A 16592-nucleotide genomic window follows, 5' to 3' on the forward strand; every position below is an offset into this window, starting at 1 on the left:
CGCAGGCTTCAGGGCTTGCGGGTCCTGCTTGTTGTACTTTCCGAAAGTGAGCCCCATGCCCTCCGCCAGCCCCGAGCTGATCTCCCCCCGTTCCCCACGCGTCTCCGCCGCCCGGCGGCTCGCCCGGCGGAACTTCCGGGGCAAGGAGCGGCTCTTCCTGGCCGAGGGGCCGCAGGCCGTGCGGGAGGCCGCCGGGCACGGGCTCGTGGAGCTGTTCGCGACCGTCGAGGCCGCGGAGCGGTACGCCGAGATCATCGGGGAGGCCCGTGCTGTCGGAGCGCGGGTGCACCTCGCCTCCGAGGACGTCATCGCCGACATCTCCACCACCGTCACCCCGCAGGGGCTCGTCGGGGTGTGCCGGTTCCTCGACACCCCCTTCGCGGAGATCCTCGCCGCCCGCCCCCAGCTCGTCGCCGTCCTCGCGAACGTGCGGGACCCCGGGAACGCCGGGACCGTCCTGCGGTGCGCCGACGCCGCCGGGGCCGAGGCCGTCGTCCTGACCGACGCGTCCGTGGACCTCTACAACCCCAAGGCCGTACGGGCCTCCGTGGGCTCCCTGTTCCATCTGCCGGTGGCCGTCGGGGTGCCCGTCGAGGAGGCCGTCCAGGGGCTCAAGGACGCCGGTGTGCGGATCCTCGCCGCCGACGGGGCCGGGACCGACGACCTCGACGACGAGCTCGACCAGGGCACCATGGGCGGGCCGACCGCCTGGGTGTTCGGCAACGAGGCGTGGGGGCTCCCGGAGGAGACCCGCGCACTCGCGGACGCCGTGGTGCGCGTCCCGATCCACGGGAAGGCCGAGAGCCTGAACCTCGCGACCGCCGCCGCCGTATGTCTCTACGCGTCGGCCCGTGCACAGCGCGCCTCCGGAGGGTGCCGCTCCGTCACCGGCAACTAGTAGGGTGACCAGCTCGGGGGCCCCTCAGCCGTCGTGAGAGGTGGGGTACGGGGATGAGTGTGGGCACGAGCAGCGCACCGGGAGCACGGGATGTGCGGCACGGATCCGCGTCCGGTCCCGAGGAGCGCGCCGGGCTCGGCATCGACCCCGATCTGCTGCCCGACGGACTCGTCGTCGCCGATGAGCAGGGGCGGGTCGTCTGCTTCAACGCCGCCGCCGAACGCATCACCGCCGTACCGGCCGCGGAGGCCCTCGGACAGCGGCTCGAGAAAGCCCTGCCGTTAGAGGACCTGGAGGGCCGCCGCTGGTGGCAGCTCACCGACCCCTACGGCGGGCTCGCCATCCGGCGCCGCCAGCCCGAGCGGAATCTGCTCCTCCCCGGCGGCCGCGAGGTCCTCGTCTCCGCGCAGTACGTCCGCACCGAACCCACCGGGCCCGTCCAGCGCGTCGTCGTGTGCCTCCGGGACACCGAGGCCCGGCGCCGCACCGAGCGCAGCCACGCCGAGCTGATCGCCACCGTCGCCCACGAACTGCGCTCGCCGCTCACCTCCGTCAAGGGGTTCACCGCGACCCTGCTCGCGAAGTGGGAACGGTTCACCGACGACCAGAAGCGGCTGATGCTGGAGACCGTCGACGCCGACGCGGACCGGGTCACCCGGCTCATCGCCGAGCTCCTCGACATCTCACGGATCGACTCCGGGCGGCTGGAGGTGCGGCGGCAGCCCGTCGACATCGGGGCCGCCGTCGGACGGCACATCCAGGCGTACGTCGCCGCAGGTCAGACCGCCGACCGGTTCCTGCTCCGCATCGAGCAGCCGCTGCCCCGGCTCTGGGCCGACCCCGACAAGATCGACCAGGTGCTCAGCAACCTCCTCGAAAATGCCGTGCGGCACGGCGAGGGAACGGTCACGATTGACATCACGCCCTCGGCGTCCCCCCGGGAAGGGGAGGACACCGGCACGTCGGTCACGGTGAGCGACGAGGGCACCGGCATCCCGGAGGAATCCATGAACCGCGTCTTCACCCGCTTCTGGCGGGGCAGCAAGCGCGGTGGCACCGGCCTCGGGCTGTACATCGTCAAGGGCATCGTCGAAGCCCACGGCGGGATCATCACGGTCGGCCGCGCCCCCGGCGGCGGCGCCGAGTTCCGATTTACGTTGCCCGTGGCGACGCCGGCGTATCTCGCCTAGCGGCCCACGGGCGCATTCGTATACCTCCACCCCGTTAGACTCGGCCTTTGGCACCTTTGTGTCCCAGGGACGGCCCTCTGACCTCTGCGTGAGTCGGTGACGGGGACCATCAGCCAGCCAATCGGAAGCACGGGAAGAGATGTCGGCACCGAATAAGTCGTACGACCCTGTCGAGGTCGAGGCGTTGAAGCCAGAAGAGATCGAGCGCATGCGGGACGAGGCGCTCGCCGCCTTCGCCGCCGCGGACTCCCTCGACGCGCTCCAGGAGGCCAAGGTCGCCCACACCGGCGGCACCTCGCCGCTGGCCCTCGCCAACCGCGAGATCGGCGCCCTGCCCCCGCAGGCCAAGGCCGCCGCAGGAAAGCTCGTCGGGCAGGCCCGCGGCGCCGTGAACAAGGCCCTCGCGGGCCGCCAGGCCGAGCTGGAGGAAGAACGCGACGCGCGCGTCCTGGTCGAGGAGGCCGTGGACGTCACGCTGCCGTACGACCGGGTGCCGTCCGGCGCCCGCCATCCGCTCACCACCCTCTCGGAGCGCATCGAGGACGTCTTCGTGGCCATGGGCTACGAGGTCGCCGAGGGCCCCCAGGTCGAGGCCGAGTGGTTCAACTTCGACGCCCTCAACATCGGCCCGGACCACCCGGCCCGCGGCGAGGCCGACACCTTCTTCATCGAAGGCCCGGGAGGCGGCACCGAGTCCGGTGTCGTGCTGCGCACCCACACCTCGCCCGTGCAGATCCGCTCGCTGCTCGACCGTGAGCTGCCGGTCTACGTGATCTGCCCCGGCCGCGTGTACCGCACCGACGAGCTGGACGCCACGCACACCCCGGTCTTCCACCAGGTCGAGCTGCTCGCCGTCGACGAGGGCCTGACCATGGCCGACCTCAAGGGCACCTTGGACCACATGGTCCAGTCGCTGTTCGGCGAGGGTATGAAGACCCGGCTGCGGCCCAACTTCTTCCCCTTCACCGAGCCGTCCGCCGAGATGGACATGGTGTGCTACGTCTGCCGCGGCGAGTCCGTCGGCAACCCCGACCGCCCCTGCCGCACCTGCTCCAGCGAGGGCTGGATCGAGCTCGGCGGCTGCGGCATGGTCAACCCCAAGGTGCTGACCGCCTGTGGCGTGGACCCCGAGAAGTACAGCGGGTTCGCCTTCGGGTTCGGGATCGAGCGGATGCTGATGTTCCGCCACAACGTCGAAGACATGCGAGACATGGTCGAGGGTGACATCCGGTTCACCCGGCCCTTCGGGATGGAGATCTGATGCGGATCCCGCTTTCTTGGCTGCGGGAGTACGTCGACCTGCCGGCGACCGAAACCGGCCGTGACGTCCAGGCCAAGCTCATTTCGGCAGGGCTCGAGGTCGAGACCGTCGAGCACCTCGGTGCCGACCTCAAGGGCCCCCTGGTCGTCGGCCAGGTGCTGACCATCGAGGAGCTGGAGGGCTTCAAGAAGCCGATCCGCTTCTGCACGGTGAACGTCGGCCAGGCCAACGGCACCGGCGAGCCCCAGGAGATCGTCTGCGGCGCCCGCAACTTCGCCGTCGGCGACAAGGTCGTCGTCGTCCTCCCCGGCGCCACCCTCCCGGGCGGCTTCTCGATCTCCGCGCGCAAGACGTACGGCAAGACGTCCCACGGCATGATCTGCTCCGGCGACGAGCTGGGCATGGGCGACGACGGCAGCCACGGCATCATCGTGCTGCCCCCGGAGACCGAGGTCGGCAAGGACGCCATCGAGCTCCTCGAACTCGTCGACGAGGTCCTGGACATCGCCGTCACCGCCAACCGCGGCGACTGTCTGTCCATCCGCGGCGTCGCCCGCGAGACCGCCATCGCCTACGGCCTCCCGCTGCGCGACCCGGCGCTCCTCGACGTCCCGGGCCCCAACGCCTACGGCTACCCGGTCCAGGTCTCCGAGCCGCTCGGCTGCGACCGCTTCACGGCCCGCACGGTCAGCGGCCTCAGCCCCGAGGCCCGCTCCCCGCTGTGGCTCCAGCGCCGGCTCCAGAAGGTCGGCATGCGCCCGATCTCGCTCGCCGTCGACATCACCAACTACGTGATGATGGAGCTCGGTCAGCCCCTGCACGCCTACGACCGCAAGCTGGTCCAGGGCACCATCGGCGTCCGCCGGGCCGCCGAGGGCGAGGAGATCGTCACCCTCGACGGAGTGAAGCGGAAGCTGCACGCCGAGGACCTCGTCATCACCGACGACCGCGGCCCGATCGGCCTCGCCGGTGTCATGGGCGGCGCCAACACCGAGATCGCCGACCACGAGGAGGGCGAGGGCACGACCGACGTCGTCATCGAGGCCGCGCACTTCGACGCGGTGTCGATCGCCCGTACGGCCCGTCGCCACAAGCTCTCCTCCGAGGCGTCCCGGCGCTTCGAGCGCGGTGTCGACCCGGCCGCCGCCGCGGCCGCCGCCCAGCGCACCGTCGACCTCCTCGTCCTCCTCGCGGGCGGCACCGCCGACGCCGGTGTCACCGAGGTCGCCACGCCGTCCGCGCCGCACACCATCACCGCCCCGGCGGACCACCCGGACAAGGTCGCGGGTGTGGAGTACGGCCGCGAGACCGTCGTACGCCGTCTCCAGCAGGTCGGCTGCGACGTGTACGGGCAGGACGAGCTGATCGTCACCGTCCCGTCCTGGCGTCCCGACCTCACCGAGGCCAACGACCTCGCCGAAGAGGTCATCCGCCTGGAGGGGTACGAGAACCTGCCGTCGACGCTGCCCAGGCCCACGTCGGGCCGCGGTCTGACCGCCCGGCAGCGACTGCACCGCCGCGTCGGCCGCGCGCTGGCCGGTGCCGGTTACGTCGAGGCGCCGAACTACCCCTTCATCGGCGAGCAGGTCTTCGACCAGCTCCTCCTGGAGGCCGACGACCCGGCCCGCCGCGTCGTCAAGCTGACGAACCCGCTCAACGACGAGGAGCCCGCGCTCCGTACGTCGCTGCTGCCGGGCCTGCTCGGCGCGCTGCGGCGCAACGACGGTCGGGGCTCGCACGACCTGGCTCTCTTCGAGACGGGGCTGGTGTTCCAGCCGCGTGCGGAGCAGCAGGTCGCGGCGAACCACCTGCCTGTCGACCGGCGTCCCACCGACGAGGAACTCGCCTCGCTCAACGCCGCGTTGCCCGCGCAGCCGCGTCATGTGGCCGCCGTGCTCGCGGGCGCCCGCGAGCAGGCCGGCTGGTGGGGCAAGGGCCGTCCCGCCGACTGGGCCGACGCGGTCGAGGCGGCGCGGGCGGTCGCCCGTGAGGCTGGCGCCGAACTGGTCGTCCGCGGCGGGCAGTACGGGCCGTGGCACCCCGGGCGGTGCGCCGAGCTCGTGGTCGTCGCCGACGGTGCGGAGAAGGTCGTCGGCCACGCCGGTGAGCTGCACCCGCGCGTCGTGAAGGCGTTCGGGCTGCCCGCCCGTACCTCCGCGATGGAGCTGGACCTGGACGCGCTGGAGGCCGTCGGCAACGACACGCCGCTCGCGCCGAGCATCTCGACGTTCCCGGTGGCGACGCAGGATGTCGCCCTGGTCGTCGACGCGTTCGTGCCGCATGCGGAGGTCGAGGCGGCGCTGCGGGACGGTGCGGGTGCGCTTCTTGAGGCGATCCGGCTGTTCGATGTGTACGAGAACGCTGAGCAGTTGGGCGACGGGAAGAAGTCGCTGGCGTATGCGCTGCGGTTCCGGGCGGCTGATCGGACGCTGACGGTGGATGAGGCGTCGGCGGCTCGGGACGCGGCGGTCGCGCTTGCGGGTGAGCGGGTCGGGGCTGTTCTGCGGGGCTGATGCCCTTTTGGGGGCGCTTGCGGTCACGTCACTCAATTGAGTGACTTCTTCTTGTGATCTGGTCCCACCGGGTCATGCTGTCGACAGAATCGGACCGGCCTTTCGGGGTCGGTCCGTCTCTGCTGTCTGGGCCTATTGGGGGGCCATCGGCATGATCCGTATCAGGAGTCGGGTTCCCCGCAAGGTGCTCGCGCTGGGGCTGCCCAGCGCCTGGGGTGCCGTGGCGGTCACGTACAAGCTGACCTGTCCGCTCGCTCAGCAGAACAGTTTCGAGGCGCGGCTCGCCACCAGTGCCGTGTTCTTCGCGGTCGGCACCGGGCTGATACTCCACGTCCGGCACGCGCTCCTGCGTGAGCTGCGGCAGATCCGGCAGGTCGCCGGTGCCGCGCAGAGCGCCCTGCTCCGGCCCCTCCCGCCCCGCATCGACGGGCTGAACATCGCGGCCGCCCAGCTCTCCGCCGACCGGGGTGCCTCCGTCGGCGGCGACCTGTACGAGGTCATCGCCACGGAGCACGGGGTACGGGTGGTGATGGGCGATGTCCGGGGGCACGGACTTGCTGCCCTCGGCACGGTCGCGGCCGTCCTGGGCAGTTTCCGGGAAGTTGTCCATGACGAGCCCGAACTCGGATGCGTACTGCGCAGGTTGGAGCGGGCGCTGGGCAGACACCTGCGGGAGCGGACCCGCGACGAGGACCCGGTCGTGGAGGACTTCGTCACCGTACTGCTCCTGGAGATCCGCTGCGACGGCGCGGTGTACGCCCTGAACTGCGGTCACCCCTGGCCGTACCTCCTGAGCGGAACCCAGGTGGCCCCCCTCACCCGAGCGGACCCCCTCCCTCCGCTCGGGCCGTTCCCGCTCCCCCCTGAACTGCCGCCCCTGCAATGCGGTTTCCTGCTGCCGGGCGAGACCTTGGTCCTCCACACGGACGGCGCAGAGGACGCGAGGGACGCTCATGGCCGGTTCTTCTCCTTGGCCGGAGCCCTGATGAAGGCTGCGGGTGAGGTTCCTCAGGCGGTATTAGGTGCGGTTCTTGCGGGTCTGCTGCGCCACGCAGCGGGAGCCCCGAAGGACGACATCGCGTTACTGGTGCTTCAAAACGATCGGCAACTCCATCGCACCTTAGGGGCGCGGGGAACTGCGCGACCAGCCACATCGCACCCGCAGCCGACAACGCATCTGTAGTGCACCGGCGTTCCGACGCCGTCCACCGCAACCACGGAGTGTCGGGCAGGCAGCCGCGGCGGACGGCGCGGATACGGGCCGCCGCACTGTACGAGGGGGAGCCGGCGGCCCGGCCGGCCTCTTGCGAGGCATTTCAGTCAACCGGCTGGAAACTCTCCGCGACAGTGCGCGCACGCTACGGATTCGGGCACTCCGTTCACACCCCGTGTGAAGACACACCCACTACTCTGACGGCACGGTCGGCACCGAGCCACCCGGGGGGCCTACATGCAGCCCAACACTCTGCTCGACGCGATCCTGGACGAAGCGGGGATCTCGCACGCGGGGTTGGCCGCACACGTGAACCAGGCCGGACGTGCGCGCGGGCTCGCGCTCCGGTACGAACACACCGCGGTAGCAAGGTGGTTGAAGGGCCAGCGGCCGCGCGGCCAGGTGCCCGACCTGATCTGCGAGGTGCTCGCCGCCCGGCTGCACCGCACGGTCAGCCTCGACGACATCGGCCTCGGCGTCCCCGGCGAGCCCGCCACCCCGCACACCACCTCGCTCTCCGGGTTCGTGGAGCGGGCCACCGCCCTGTGGCGCTCCGACGAGCAGCAGCGGCCGCACATACTGGGCGCCCCGGCCGTGACCGGCACCCCCGCCGTCATGCCGGTGTGGGAGTGGGAGAACCCGCCCGAGGACGTGGACGTTTCGCGGGGCGGGCGGCATCGGGTGACCGCCGGCGATCTGGAGATGCTGCGGGCCGCCCGTACGCACTACGAGCAGATGTACCGGAAGGCCGGCGGCATAGCGACCCGGACCCGGATCGTCGGGTTCCTCAACGCCGAGGCCGCACCCCTGCTGCGCGGCAGCTACACCGATGAGACGGGCCGTCAACTGCACCGGGCCACCGGCGGGTTGGTGGCCGTCGCCGGGATCTGCGCCTATGACTCCGACGCGCACGGGCTCGCCCAGCGCTACTTCCACCAGGCGCTGCGGCTCGCGAAGGCCAGTGGGGACCGGGGACTCGGCGCCTATGTCATCGCGCTCCTCGTCAACCAGTCGCTGTTCATGCGCGAGCACCGGCAGGCCGTCGCCTTCGCGGAGGCCGCGCTGCGGGCCGCCGGCAAGCACATCACCCCGGCCCTCGCCTCGGACCTGTACGCGATGCAGGCGAAGGCGTACGCACACCTCGGCGACGGGACGAGCGCGCTGTCCTGCATCCGGCGTGCGGAGCAGGCCGCAGATCGCATCCGGCGTGGATACGAACCCGACGAAACGGGCTATGTCCAGCCGGGACTTGTCAATGTCCAGGTGGCGGAGGCGCTGCTCAGCCTCGGCGAACTGGTGGCGGCCCGGGAGCATGCCGCGGCCGCCGTGGACAACCCGGCCCATGACAGGGGCCGGGTGCACCGCCTCGCGATGCTCAGCACGATCGAGCTGCGTCAGGGCAACGCCGACAAGGCGGTGGCCACCGCGGTGCAGATGGCCGAACAGGCCAGAGGAATGGAGTCACAGCGCCTGCGCGACAGACTTCGCGCGGTACGCGAACACCTGGTCCGCAGCGGCTGCGCGGGCACGGCCGAGGCAGCCGAACTGATCGACGGAGCACTGCGCGTACCGTTGTAAATCTCCATGAACACACTGCGCCGCGGCTGTGAGAGCTCTCTCGGCGTCTGCTGCCGAACAGCTCCTGCTGCGATATTGCCACTTACTCGGCGGAAGGTGGCAGAACCGTGCAGTGGACGAAACAGAACGAACAAACTGTGTATGAAAACCGTTGGTTCAGCGTCAACCTCGCGGATGTCGAGCTGCCGGACGGTCGGCACCTCGATCACTTTTTGATACGGCTGCGGCCCGTCGCCGTGGCCACGGTGGTGAACGAGGCCAATGAGGTACTTCTTCTGTGGCGCCACCGCTTCATCACCGACAGCTGGGGGTGGGAACTGGCCGCGGGTGTCGTCGAGGACGGCGAGGACATCGCGTGTGCGGCCGCCAGGGAGCTCGAGGAGGAGACCGGATGGCGACCGGGACCTCTGCACCACCTCATGAGCGTGGAACCGTCCAACGGGCTCACCGACGCCCGGCACCACATCTACTGGGCCGACGAGGGTGAGTACGTCGGTCACCCCGTGGACGACTTCGAATCGGACCGCCGGGAATGGGTCCCCCTCAAGCTCGTTCCCGACATGGTCGCCCGCGGGGAGGTCCCGGCCGCCAACATGGCGGCCGCGTTACTCCTGCTGCACCATCTGAGGCTCGGGCAGGACGCCTTGCCCTGACTCCCCCACCGCGTCCCGCGTCCTAGCGTCCGAGGGCCTGCCAGACCGTCACGATGAGCGCGCCCACGGCCGTGATGGCCGCGACCGCGGGCAGCGGCCAGCGGGCGTGCTCCAGTGCGACGATGCGTGCGCTCAGGTCGTCGAGTTCCTTGTCCGTCTCCTCCGTGCGATGGCTGAGCAGAGCCAGCCCTCCCTCGACACGCGCGTACGCGACATCGAGGCGGCGGCGTAACTCTGCGAGTTCTCCATGGACCACGGGATGCTCCGGGTCGGCGGTCACGAGTCCGCTCCTTTCCGTAGTCGTCACATCCCTTGCATGCGCATGAAGAGTCAACTCGCCTGGTGGACGCGTGGGGAGCGTGTGCGACGGGCATATGCGTGCCCGGCGCGCACACGGTGTGTGAATACGGCGGGCCCGGCGCTCCGAAGAGTGCCGGGCCCGTGTTCGTCGCACTGTGTAATCAGCACCCTGAAACGGGCACTGTGCAACCGGCCGAGACGTGTCAGCTGTAGGTGTAGAAGCCGGATCCGGTCTTACGGCCCAGGCGGCCCGCGTCCACCATGCGCTGGAGCAGCGGGGGAGCGGCGTACAGCGGCTCCTTGTACTCGTCGTACATCGAGTTCGCGATGGAGACGATCGTGTCCAGGCCGATCAGGTCGGACAGCTTCAGCGGGCCCATCGGGTGGGCGCAGCCCATCTCCATGCCGTTGTCGATGTCCTCGCGGCCGGCGATGCCCGACTCGAACATCCGGATCGCGGAGAGCAGATACGGCACGAGGAGCGCGTTCACCACGAAGCCGGAGCGGTCCTGGGCGCGGATCGCGTGCTTGCCGAGGAGCTTCTCGGCGAAGCCCTGGGCGCGGCTGATCGTGCCCTCGGAGGTGGTGAGCGCCGGGATCAGCTCGACGAGCTTCTGCACCGGGGCCGGGTTGAAGAAGTGGATGCCGATGACGTGGTCGGGCCGCGAGGTGGCGACCGCCAGCTTCACCAGCGGGATGGAGGAGGTGTTGGAGGCGAGGATCGCGTCAGGGCGGGTCATGACCTGGTCGAGGACCTGGAAGATCTCCGTCTTGACCTGCTCGTTCTCCACGACGGCCTCGATCACCAGATCGCGGTCGGAGAACTCCCCGAGGTCGGTGGTGAAGGACAGCCGCGCCAGCGTCGCGTCGCGCTCCTCCTCGGTGATCTTGCCGCGTTCGGCGGCCTTCGCCAGGGAGTTGAACAGCCGGGTCCGGCCGATCTCCAGGGCCTCGCCCGTGGTCTCGGCGACCTTCACGTCCAGTCCGGAGCGGGCGCACACCTCGGCGATGCCGGCTCCCATCTGGCCGCAGCCGACCACTCCGACGCGCTCGATGTCGGTCACATCGTCCCCTTCGCTGATCTACGGACTGTGCAGGACCTCTGGTTGTGGAGATGCCCTGCTCCGTTCGTGCACGTTACTGGAAAGTATCGATGATCGATCGGCGGGGTCGGGCATCCTGGGCGCGAACGGTCCGCGGTCGGGCGGATCCGCCGTGTTTCGGGGTGCACAGATGGGGCGTTTGTCACGTCGGGCGTTCGCGCTGGCCGCGCTGTCCACGCTCACGACCGCGTCGGGGAGCGCGTCGGCGTCGGCCGCGACGCCCCGCCATCCGCGGGCGGTACGCGAGATGCGGGGCGTGTGGATCGCGAGCGTGGCCAACCGGGACTGGCCCTCCAAGTCCGGCCTGACCGCCAAGGAGCAGAAGGCCGAACTCGTCGCCCACCTCGACAGGGCGGTGGCGGACCGCCTCAACGCGGTCTTCCTCCAGGTGCGGCCCACGGCCGACGCCCTGTGGCCCTCGCCGTACGAGCCCTGGTCGCAGTACCTCACCGGCACCCAGGGCAAGTCCCCGGGCTGGAACCCGCTCGCCACCGCGGTGCGGGAGGCGCACAAGCGGGGCCTGGAACTGCACGCCTGGTTCAACCCGTACCGGATCTCCAACCAGTCCGACCCGGCCAAGCTCGTCGCCTCCCACCCCGCGCGGCAGCACCCCGAGTGGGTGGTGACGTACGGCGGGAAGCTCTACTACAACCCCGGGATGCCCGAGGTCCGGGCCTTCGTGCAGGACGCGATCCTGGACGCGGTGGAGCGGTACGCGGTGGACGCGGTCCACTTCGACGACTACTTCTACCCGTACCCGGTGGCCGGCCAGACCTTCGACGACGACGCGGCCTACGACCAGTACGGCGGCGGCTTCGCCGGCCGGGCCGACTGGCGGCGGGACAACATCGACAAGCTGGTCCTGGAGACCGCGGCCCGCATCCAGGAGATCCGGCCCGGCACCCGGTTCGGGATCAGCCCCTTCGGGGTGTGGCGCAACGCGGCCACCGACCCGCTCGGCTCCAGCACACGCGCGGGTGTGCAGTCGTACGACGACAACTACGCGGACACCCGCAAGTGGGTCCAGGAGGGCTGGATCGACTACCTCGTGCCGCAGCTCTACTGGAACGTCGGGTTCGCCGCCGCCGACTACGCCAAGCTGCTGCCCTGGTGGGCCGAGGTGGCGCGGGGGAGCCGGACGAAGCTGTACCTGGGGGAGGCCCTGTACAAGGCGGGGGACCCGGCCCAGCCCGCGGCCTGGCAGGACCCCGCCGAACTCTCCCGGCACCTCACGCTCGCCAAGGACCACCCGGAGGTGCGGGGGCATGTCTTCTTCGCCGCGAAGGAGGTGGCGGCGGATCCGATCGGCGCGATGGCACGGGTCGTCGCCGACCACTACCAGCAGCCGGCGAGGCCTCCGCGCTGAACTACTTCGTGATGTCCCGGTGACGGATCTCGGTGTCGGGGCCGGGTGAGCAGATTCCCGTGTGCCCGTCCTCGAAGCGGACGCGGTACGGGGGGTTGCCCTCCTGCCCCATCACTTCGACGATCTCGCCGATCTTGTCGTGCTGTCCGACCACCCTGCCGTGCTGCACAAGCTGGTCGCCCACGGTTGCACGCATCTGTCGGTCCTCCTCACGAGGTGCGGGAGCAGCGGTCCGTGGCCTTGAGTTTACGGCGCTGACGCCCTGTTGGGACCGGCGCGTTCGCGGCCCTCAGCCTTAGGGCCTGTGTCACGCCCTCACGCCCGCTGGGTGACGGCGATGCACACGAGCACCGCCGCGGCCGTCAGAGGGGCGGCCACCGTCAGGTGCTCACCCAGCAGCAGCACCGACCACACCAGTGTGAGCAGGGGCTGGGCCAACTGCAACTGGCTCGCCTTGGGGATGCCGATGGCCGCCATGCCCCGGTACCAGACGACCAGCCCGAGGAACTGCGAACCGGCGGCCACCCACAGCAGGCCCGCCACGCTGTGCGCGGTCAGGTGCGCGGGTTCGTACGACAGCGCCACCGCGGCGGCGGGCAGCGAGAGCGGCAGACACAGGACCAGCGCCCAGCCGATGACCTGCCAGCCCGGCATGACCCCGGCCAGCCGCCCGCCCTCGGTGTAGCCGGCGGCGCAGACGAGGAGCGCCGCGAACAGGTACAGGTCGGCGGAGGTGAGGGCGCCACCGCTCTGCTGCACGGTGAAGACGAGGACCGCGACCGCGCCCGCGAGGGCCGCCGTCCAGAAGGTGCGGGACGGGCGGGTGCCCATGCGCAGGGCGGACAGCAGGGCGGTGGTGAGCGGGAGCAGGCCGACCACGACGGCGGCGTGCGCGGTGGTCGAGGTCCGCAGCGCGAGCGTGGTCAGCAGCGGGAAGCCGACGACGACCCCGGCGGCCACGACCGCGAGCCCCGCCCAGTGACGGCGGGCGGGAACCGGTACGCGCAGCGCCAGCATGCAGGATCCGGCGATCAGGGCCGCGAGGGCGGAGCGCACGGCGACCAGCGACCAGGGCCCGAAGCCCTCCAGGCCCCACGCGGTCGCGGGGAAGGTGAGGGAGAAGGCGACGACGCCGAGGGCGGCCAGGAGGGTGCCGGCAGCGGTGGGGGACCTGGTGTCGACCGCTATCGTGCTCGGGGTAGTAGCGCTACTCTGTACTCTCATGCAAGAGCGTAGCAGCGTCGATGAACTGGCGGAACGGCTGCGGAGTGAGCTGAACCGCTACTCTCCCGGTGGAAAGCTCCCGTCGAGCCGAGCCCTCGTCGAGCGCTACCGGGTGAGCCCGGTGACCGTCTCCCGGGCCCTCGCCCAGCTGGCCGCGGAGGGACTCGTGGTCACCCGCCCCGGCGCGGGCGCGTTCCGCGCGCGACCGCGTACGACGACCGCCCCCGTCGGGGACACCTCCTGGCAGGAGGTCGCGCTGAGCGCGGACGCCGCCGCCGACCTCGTACCGCGCTCGGTGGACGCGAGCGGCGTCCTGGTCTCCCTCGCCGCCCCGCCGCCCGGGGTGATCGAGTTCACCGGCGGCTATCTGCATCCCTCGCTCCAGCCCGAGCAGGCCCTGGCCGCGGCGCTCTCCCGCGCGGCCCGCCGCCCCGGCGCGTGGGGCCGGCCGCCCATGGAGGGGCTGACGGAACTGCGCGAGTGGTTCGCGCGCGGTATCGGCGGTGTCGGCGGTTCCGTCACCGCGGCCGAGGTGCTGATCGCCGCCGGCGGCCAGTCGGCGCTGACCATCGCCCTGCGGGCCCTCGCCCCGCCCGGTGCGCCGGTGCTGGTCGAGTCACCGACGTACCCCGGCATGCTGGCGATCGCCCGCGCGGCGGGTCTGCGCTCCGTGCCGGTCCCGGTGGACGCGGACGGGGTGAAGCCCGAACTCCTCGCCGACGCCTTCCGGGCCACCGGCGCCCGGGTGTTCATCTGCCAGCCGCTGTTCCAGAACCCGACCGGCGCGGTGCTCGCCCCCGAGCGGCGGGGCGAGGTGCTGCGCATCGCGCGCGAGGCCGGCGCGTTCATCGTCGAGGACGACTTCGTACGGCGGCTCGTACACGAGGACGCCGGTGCGCTGCCGCGCCCGCTGGCCGCCGAGGACGCCGACGGGGTGGTCGTCCACGTCTGCTCCCTGACGAAGGCGACGTCACCGAGCTTCCGGGTCTGCGCCCTGGTGGCTCGCGGCCCGGTACTGGAACGCCTCCGCGCGATCCAGGTCGTCGACACCTTCTTCGTCCCCCGCCCCCTCCAGGAGGCCGCGCTCGAACTCGTCGGCTCACCGGCCTGGCCACGCCATCTCCGGGCGATCTCCACGGACCTGAAGACCCGCCGCGACACCATGACGGCCGCCCTTCGCCTGCACCTCCCCGAACTTGCCCTCCCTCACGTCCCGTCCGGCGGCTACCACCTCTGGCTCCGCCTGCCCGACGGTACGAACGAAGCCGCGCTGACCGCTGCGGCCCTCCGCGCGGGCGTCGCGATCACCCCGGGCCGCCCCTACTTCAGCGCCGAACCCCCGGCCGGGCACGTCCGGTTGAGCTTCGCGGCGGTGGCAGGGGAGGGGGAGATCGCGGAGGGGGTACGGCGGTTGCGGCAGGCGTGTGACGAGGTGCTCTAGTCCGCACGGACCGAGGCGCACATGAGCAGCATCGCACCCACCACTGACAACACCCCCTGGAAACCCGCTCGCCGCCGCCGTCCCCGTCCTGCCAGGATCCCCGCATGACCAACCTCGCCGACGGCTACGAGATCTCCGCCGACCCCGACCGCATCGACCCCGCCCGTGTCCACCAGTGGCTCTCGACCGACGCTTACTGGGCGCTCGGCCGCTCCCGCGAGAAGCAGGACCGGGCCATCGCGGGGTCGCTCAACTTCGGGGTGTACGACACGGTATCCGGCGAGCAGGTGGCATACGCCCGGATCATCACCGACCGTGCCACCTTCGCCTGGCTGTGCGATGTGTACGTCGATCCGTCCGTGCGCGGCAAGGGCATCGGGACCGCGCTCGTCGAGGCCGTGCGCGAGCACCTGCGGCCGTACGGACTGCGCCGCATCCTGCTCGCCACGCACGACGCGCACGGCGTCTACGCGAAGGCGGGGTTCGAACCGCTCGCCAACCCGGACCAGTGGATGGCGCACCTCTACTGACCCCTCTACTAACCCCTCTCGTTTCGGCGGACTTGTCGGGCACGTCCTGACCTGGAAGTAAGGTTTCGCCAACCCTGCGTAACCCACAGGTAACACCCCTTGACCTGCGTACTTTCTCCACTCACCATCGCGGCATGTCACTTCGGGTCACATTCGTCGCCGCCGCGCGCAGCTCACCCCTGCTCGCGGAACGGTTCGAGGACGACCGGCCGCTGGATCAGGCCGGCTGGGACGAGGTGCAGCGCGCCGCGGGGGAGCTGCTGCCGCTGGCCGCCGCGGAACTGCGGTACTGCTCGCCGACCCCGCGCAGCCGTGCGACAGGCGACGCCCTCGGTTACGCGCCGCTCGTGCAACTCGCCCTGCGGGACTGTGACATGGGCCGCTGGCGTGGGCTGACGCTCGGCGAGGCGATGGCGCGGGAGCCGGAGGCGGTGGACGCCTGGCTCGCCGACCCTCGGGGCACCCCGCACGGCGGTGAGTCGCTGCTGGCGTTCATCTCGCGCGTCGGCGGCTGGCTGGACACGCGGCCCGTGGGAGACGGCGGTCGGATCGTCGCCGTGGCCGAACCCTCGGTCGTCCGCGCCGCGCTGGTGTACGCCCTGAAGGCCCCACCGTCGACGTACTGGAACATCGATGTACGCCCCCTGTCCACGACCACCGTCACGGGACGCGGGGGCCGCTGGAACCTGCGGTTCGACGGGGCGGCGGGTCAGCCCACGCGCGCGTAGTGAGCCCGAGTCTTCGTAGTCAGCCCACGCGCGCGTAGTCGGTCGTCAGCACCAGGTCCTTCGTGGGGCCGCCCACCCGCCACACCGTCCGCCAGTGGTCCGCGTCGAGGACGAGGAACTCGCCGCGGTAGAGGTCCGCCGCGCAGGGGTGGTCGGCGATGTGGTGGCCGGAGGTCAGGGACAGGTCGTGGAAGGGGCGGCCGTCGGCGAAGCGTACGTCCGCCGTGCCCGGTGAGCCTCCCGGGAGGAAGCGGAGGGTGCGTTCGGCGGGGCGGGGGACGCCCTGCCAGGTGAAGGTGCCGGATTCCTGGTGGAGGAGGCCGCCGTCCTCCAGTGGGGCGAACGCCGTCGTGCCGGTGAACTTCCCGGACTCTCCGTTCGCGAGGTCCCGTACCGACCGTTCCGCTCGCCAACTCCCGGCCAGATAGGTCAGTACGTCCGGTACCGGCCAGAACTCGCCCATGCGTTCCTCCCGCCCGACGCTTCCGACACTTTCGGTCCCGCGCGACCCGTTGACGCTCCGGAACCCCCCTCCCTATCTTGCCGTTCGAAGTGCTGATCAGCGTCTGATATTTCGAACATAGGGATGTCGGG

16 protein-coding genes are annotated in these 16592 nt (G+C 71.0%); 11 read left to right on the forward strand and 5 right to left on the reverse strand.

The features are described from left to right. Positions 1-55: 55 nt before the first annotated feature. The 7 genes from ABZ928_RS25050 (at position 56) to ABZ928_RS25080 (ending at position 9306) form a co-directional block, all read left to right on the forward strand. Positions 56-898: an RNA methyltransferase gene (locus ABZ928_RS25050; RefSeq protein ID WP_361522990.1), complete on the forward strand. Its 843-nt coding sequence runs from the start codon at positions 56-58 to the stop codon at positions 896-898. A 53-nt stretch (positions 899-951) separates the two neighbouring features. Continuing rightward, on the forward strand, positions 952-2088 hold the full coding sequence (locus ABZ928_RS25055; protein WP_361522993.1) for an ATP-binding protein: 1137 nt from the start codon (positions 952-954) through the stop codon (positions 2086-2088). Between the two features lie 139 nt (positions 2089-2227). Continuing rightward, entirely contained in the window at positions 2228-3349 is a 1122-nt protein-coding gene (gene pheS, locus ABZ928_RS25060; RefSeq protein WP_361522996.1) for a phenylalanine--tRNA ligase subunit alpha, read from the forward strand. Continuing rightward, positions 3349-5862 (forward strand): phenylalanine--tRNA ligase subunit beta, encoded by a 2514-nt coding sequence (gene pheT / locus ABZ928_RS25065; RefSeq protein ID WP_361522999.1) that lies wholly within the window; start codon positions 3349-3351, stop codon positions 5860-5862. The genes pheS and pheT overlap by 1 nt, the downstream gene beginning before the upstream one ends. Before the next feature lie 151 nt (positions 5863-6013). After that, on the forward strand, positions 6014-7045 hold the full coding sequence (locus ABZ928_RS25070; protein ID WP_361523002.1) for a PP2C family protein-serine/threonine phosphatase: 1032 nt from the start codon (positions 6014-6016) through the stop codon (positions 7043-7045). Positions 7046-7312: 267 nt separating this feature from the next. Next, complete coding sequence (locus ABZ928_RS25075; RefSeq protein WP_361523005.1) at positions 7313-8653, forward strand: transcriptional regulator; 1341 nt, start codon at positions 7313-7315, stop codon at positions 8651-8653. 107 nt (positions 8654-8760) lie between these two features. Continuing rightward, the gene (locus tag ABZ928_RS25080) at positions 8761-9306 is read left to right on the forward strand and encodes an NUDIX hydrolase (RefSeq protein WP_361523008.1); all 546 of its coding nucleotides are present in this window, start codon (positions 8761-8763) and stop codon (positions 9304-9306) included. A 22-nt stretch (positions 9307-9328) separates the two neighbouring features. On the opposite strand, the gene ABZ928_RS25085 is transcribed toward ABZ928_RS25080, so the two are convergent. Both ABZ928_RS25085 and ABZ928_RS25090 read right to left on the reverse strand, forming a co-directional pair. Continuing rightward, positions 9329-9586, reverse strand: coding sequence for a hypothetical protein (locus tag ABZ928_RS25085; protein WP_361523010.1), 258 nt, complete (start codon positions 9584-9586; stop codon positions 9329-9331). Between the two features lie 223 nt (positions 9587-9809). Further along, complete coding sequence (locus tag ABZ928_RS25090; RefSeq protein ID WP_361523013.1) at positions 9810-10670, reverse strand: 3-hydroxybutyryl-CoA dehydrogenase; 861 nt, start codon at positions 10668-10670, stop codon at positions 9810-9812. 169 nt (positions 10671-10839) lie between these two features. On the opposite strand from ABZ928_RS25090, the gene ABZ928_RS25095 reads away from it, so the two are divergent. Continuing rightward, a complete protein-coding gene (locus ABZ928_RS25095; RefSeq protein ID WP_361523016.1) occupies positions 10840-12075 on the forward strand; it encodes a family 10 glycosylhydrolase in 1236 nt (411 codons plus the stop codon). 1 nt (position 12076) lies between these two features. On the opposite strand, the gene ABZ928_RS25100 is transcribed toward ABZ928_RS25095, so the two are convergent. Together ABZ928_RS25100 and ABZ928_RS25105 are read right to left on the reverse strand one after the other, a co-directional pair. Beyond that, a complete protein-coding gene (locus ABZ928_RS25100) occupies positions 12077-12271 on the reverse strand; it encodes a DUF1918 domain-containing protein (protein ID WP_361523018.1) in 195 nt (64 codons plus the stop codon). A 119-nt stretch (positions 12272-12390) separates the two neighbouring features. Continuing rightward, a complete protein-coding gene (locus ABZ928_RS25105) occupies positions 12391-13299 on the reverse strand; it encodes a DMT family transporter (RefSeq protein ID WP_361523020.1) in 909 nt (302 codons plus the stop codon). Here ABZ928_RS25105 and ABZ928_RS25110 point away from each other — a divergent pair. The 3 genes from ABZ928_RS25110 (at position 13298) to ABZ928_RS25120 (ending at position 15998) form a co-directional block, all read left to right on the forward strand. Further along, the gene (locus ABZ928_RS25110; protein WP_361523023.1) at positions 13298-14740 is read left to right on the forward strand and encodes a PLP-dependent aminotransferase family protein; all 1443 of its coding nucleotides are present in this window, start codon (positions 13298-13300) and stop codon (positions 14738-14740) included. The two genes, ABZ928_RS25105 and ABZ928_RS25110, sit on opposite strands and share 2 nt — an antisense overlap. Before the next feature lie 104 nt (positions 14741-14844). Continuing rightward, positions 14845-15270: a GNAT family N-acetyltransferase gene (locus ABZ928_RS25115; RefSeq protein WP_361523025.1), complete on the forward strand. Its 426-nt coding sequence runs from the start codon at positions 14845-14847 to the stop codon at positions 15268-15270. A 134-nt stretch (positions 15271-15404) separates the two neighbouring features. Continuing rightward, positions 15405-15998, forward strand: coding sequence for a histidine phosphatase family protein (locus ABZ928_RS25120; RefSeq protein ID WP_361523028.1), 594 nt, complete (start codon positions 15405-15407; stop codon positions 15996-15998). 19 nt (positions 15999-16017) lie between these two features. Here the strand turns inward: ABZ928_RS25120 and ABZ928_RS25125 are convergent, their stop codons facing one another. Further along, the gene (locus ABZ928_RS25125) at positions 16018-16461 is read right to left on the reverse strand and encodes a DUF6314 family protein (protein WP_361523030.1); all 444 of its coding nucleotides are present in this window, start codon (positions 16459-16461) and stop codon (positions 16018-16020) included. Positions 16462-16592: the final 131 nt, after the last annotated feature.

The organism is Streptomyces sp. NPDC046909, assembly GCF_040644695.1.
Taxonomy (GTDB): domain Bacteria; phylum Actinomycetota; class Actinomycetes; order Streptomycetales; family Streptomycetaceae; genus Streptomyces.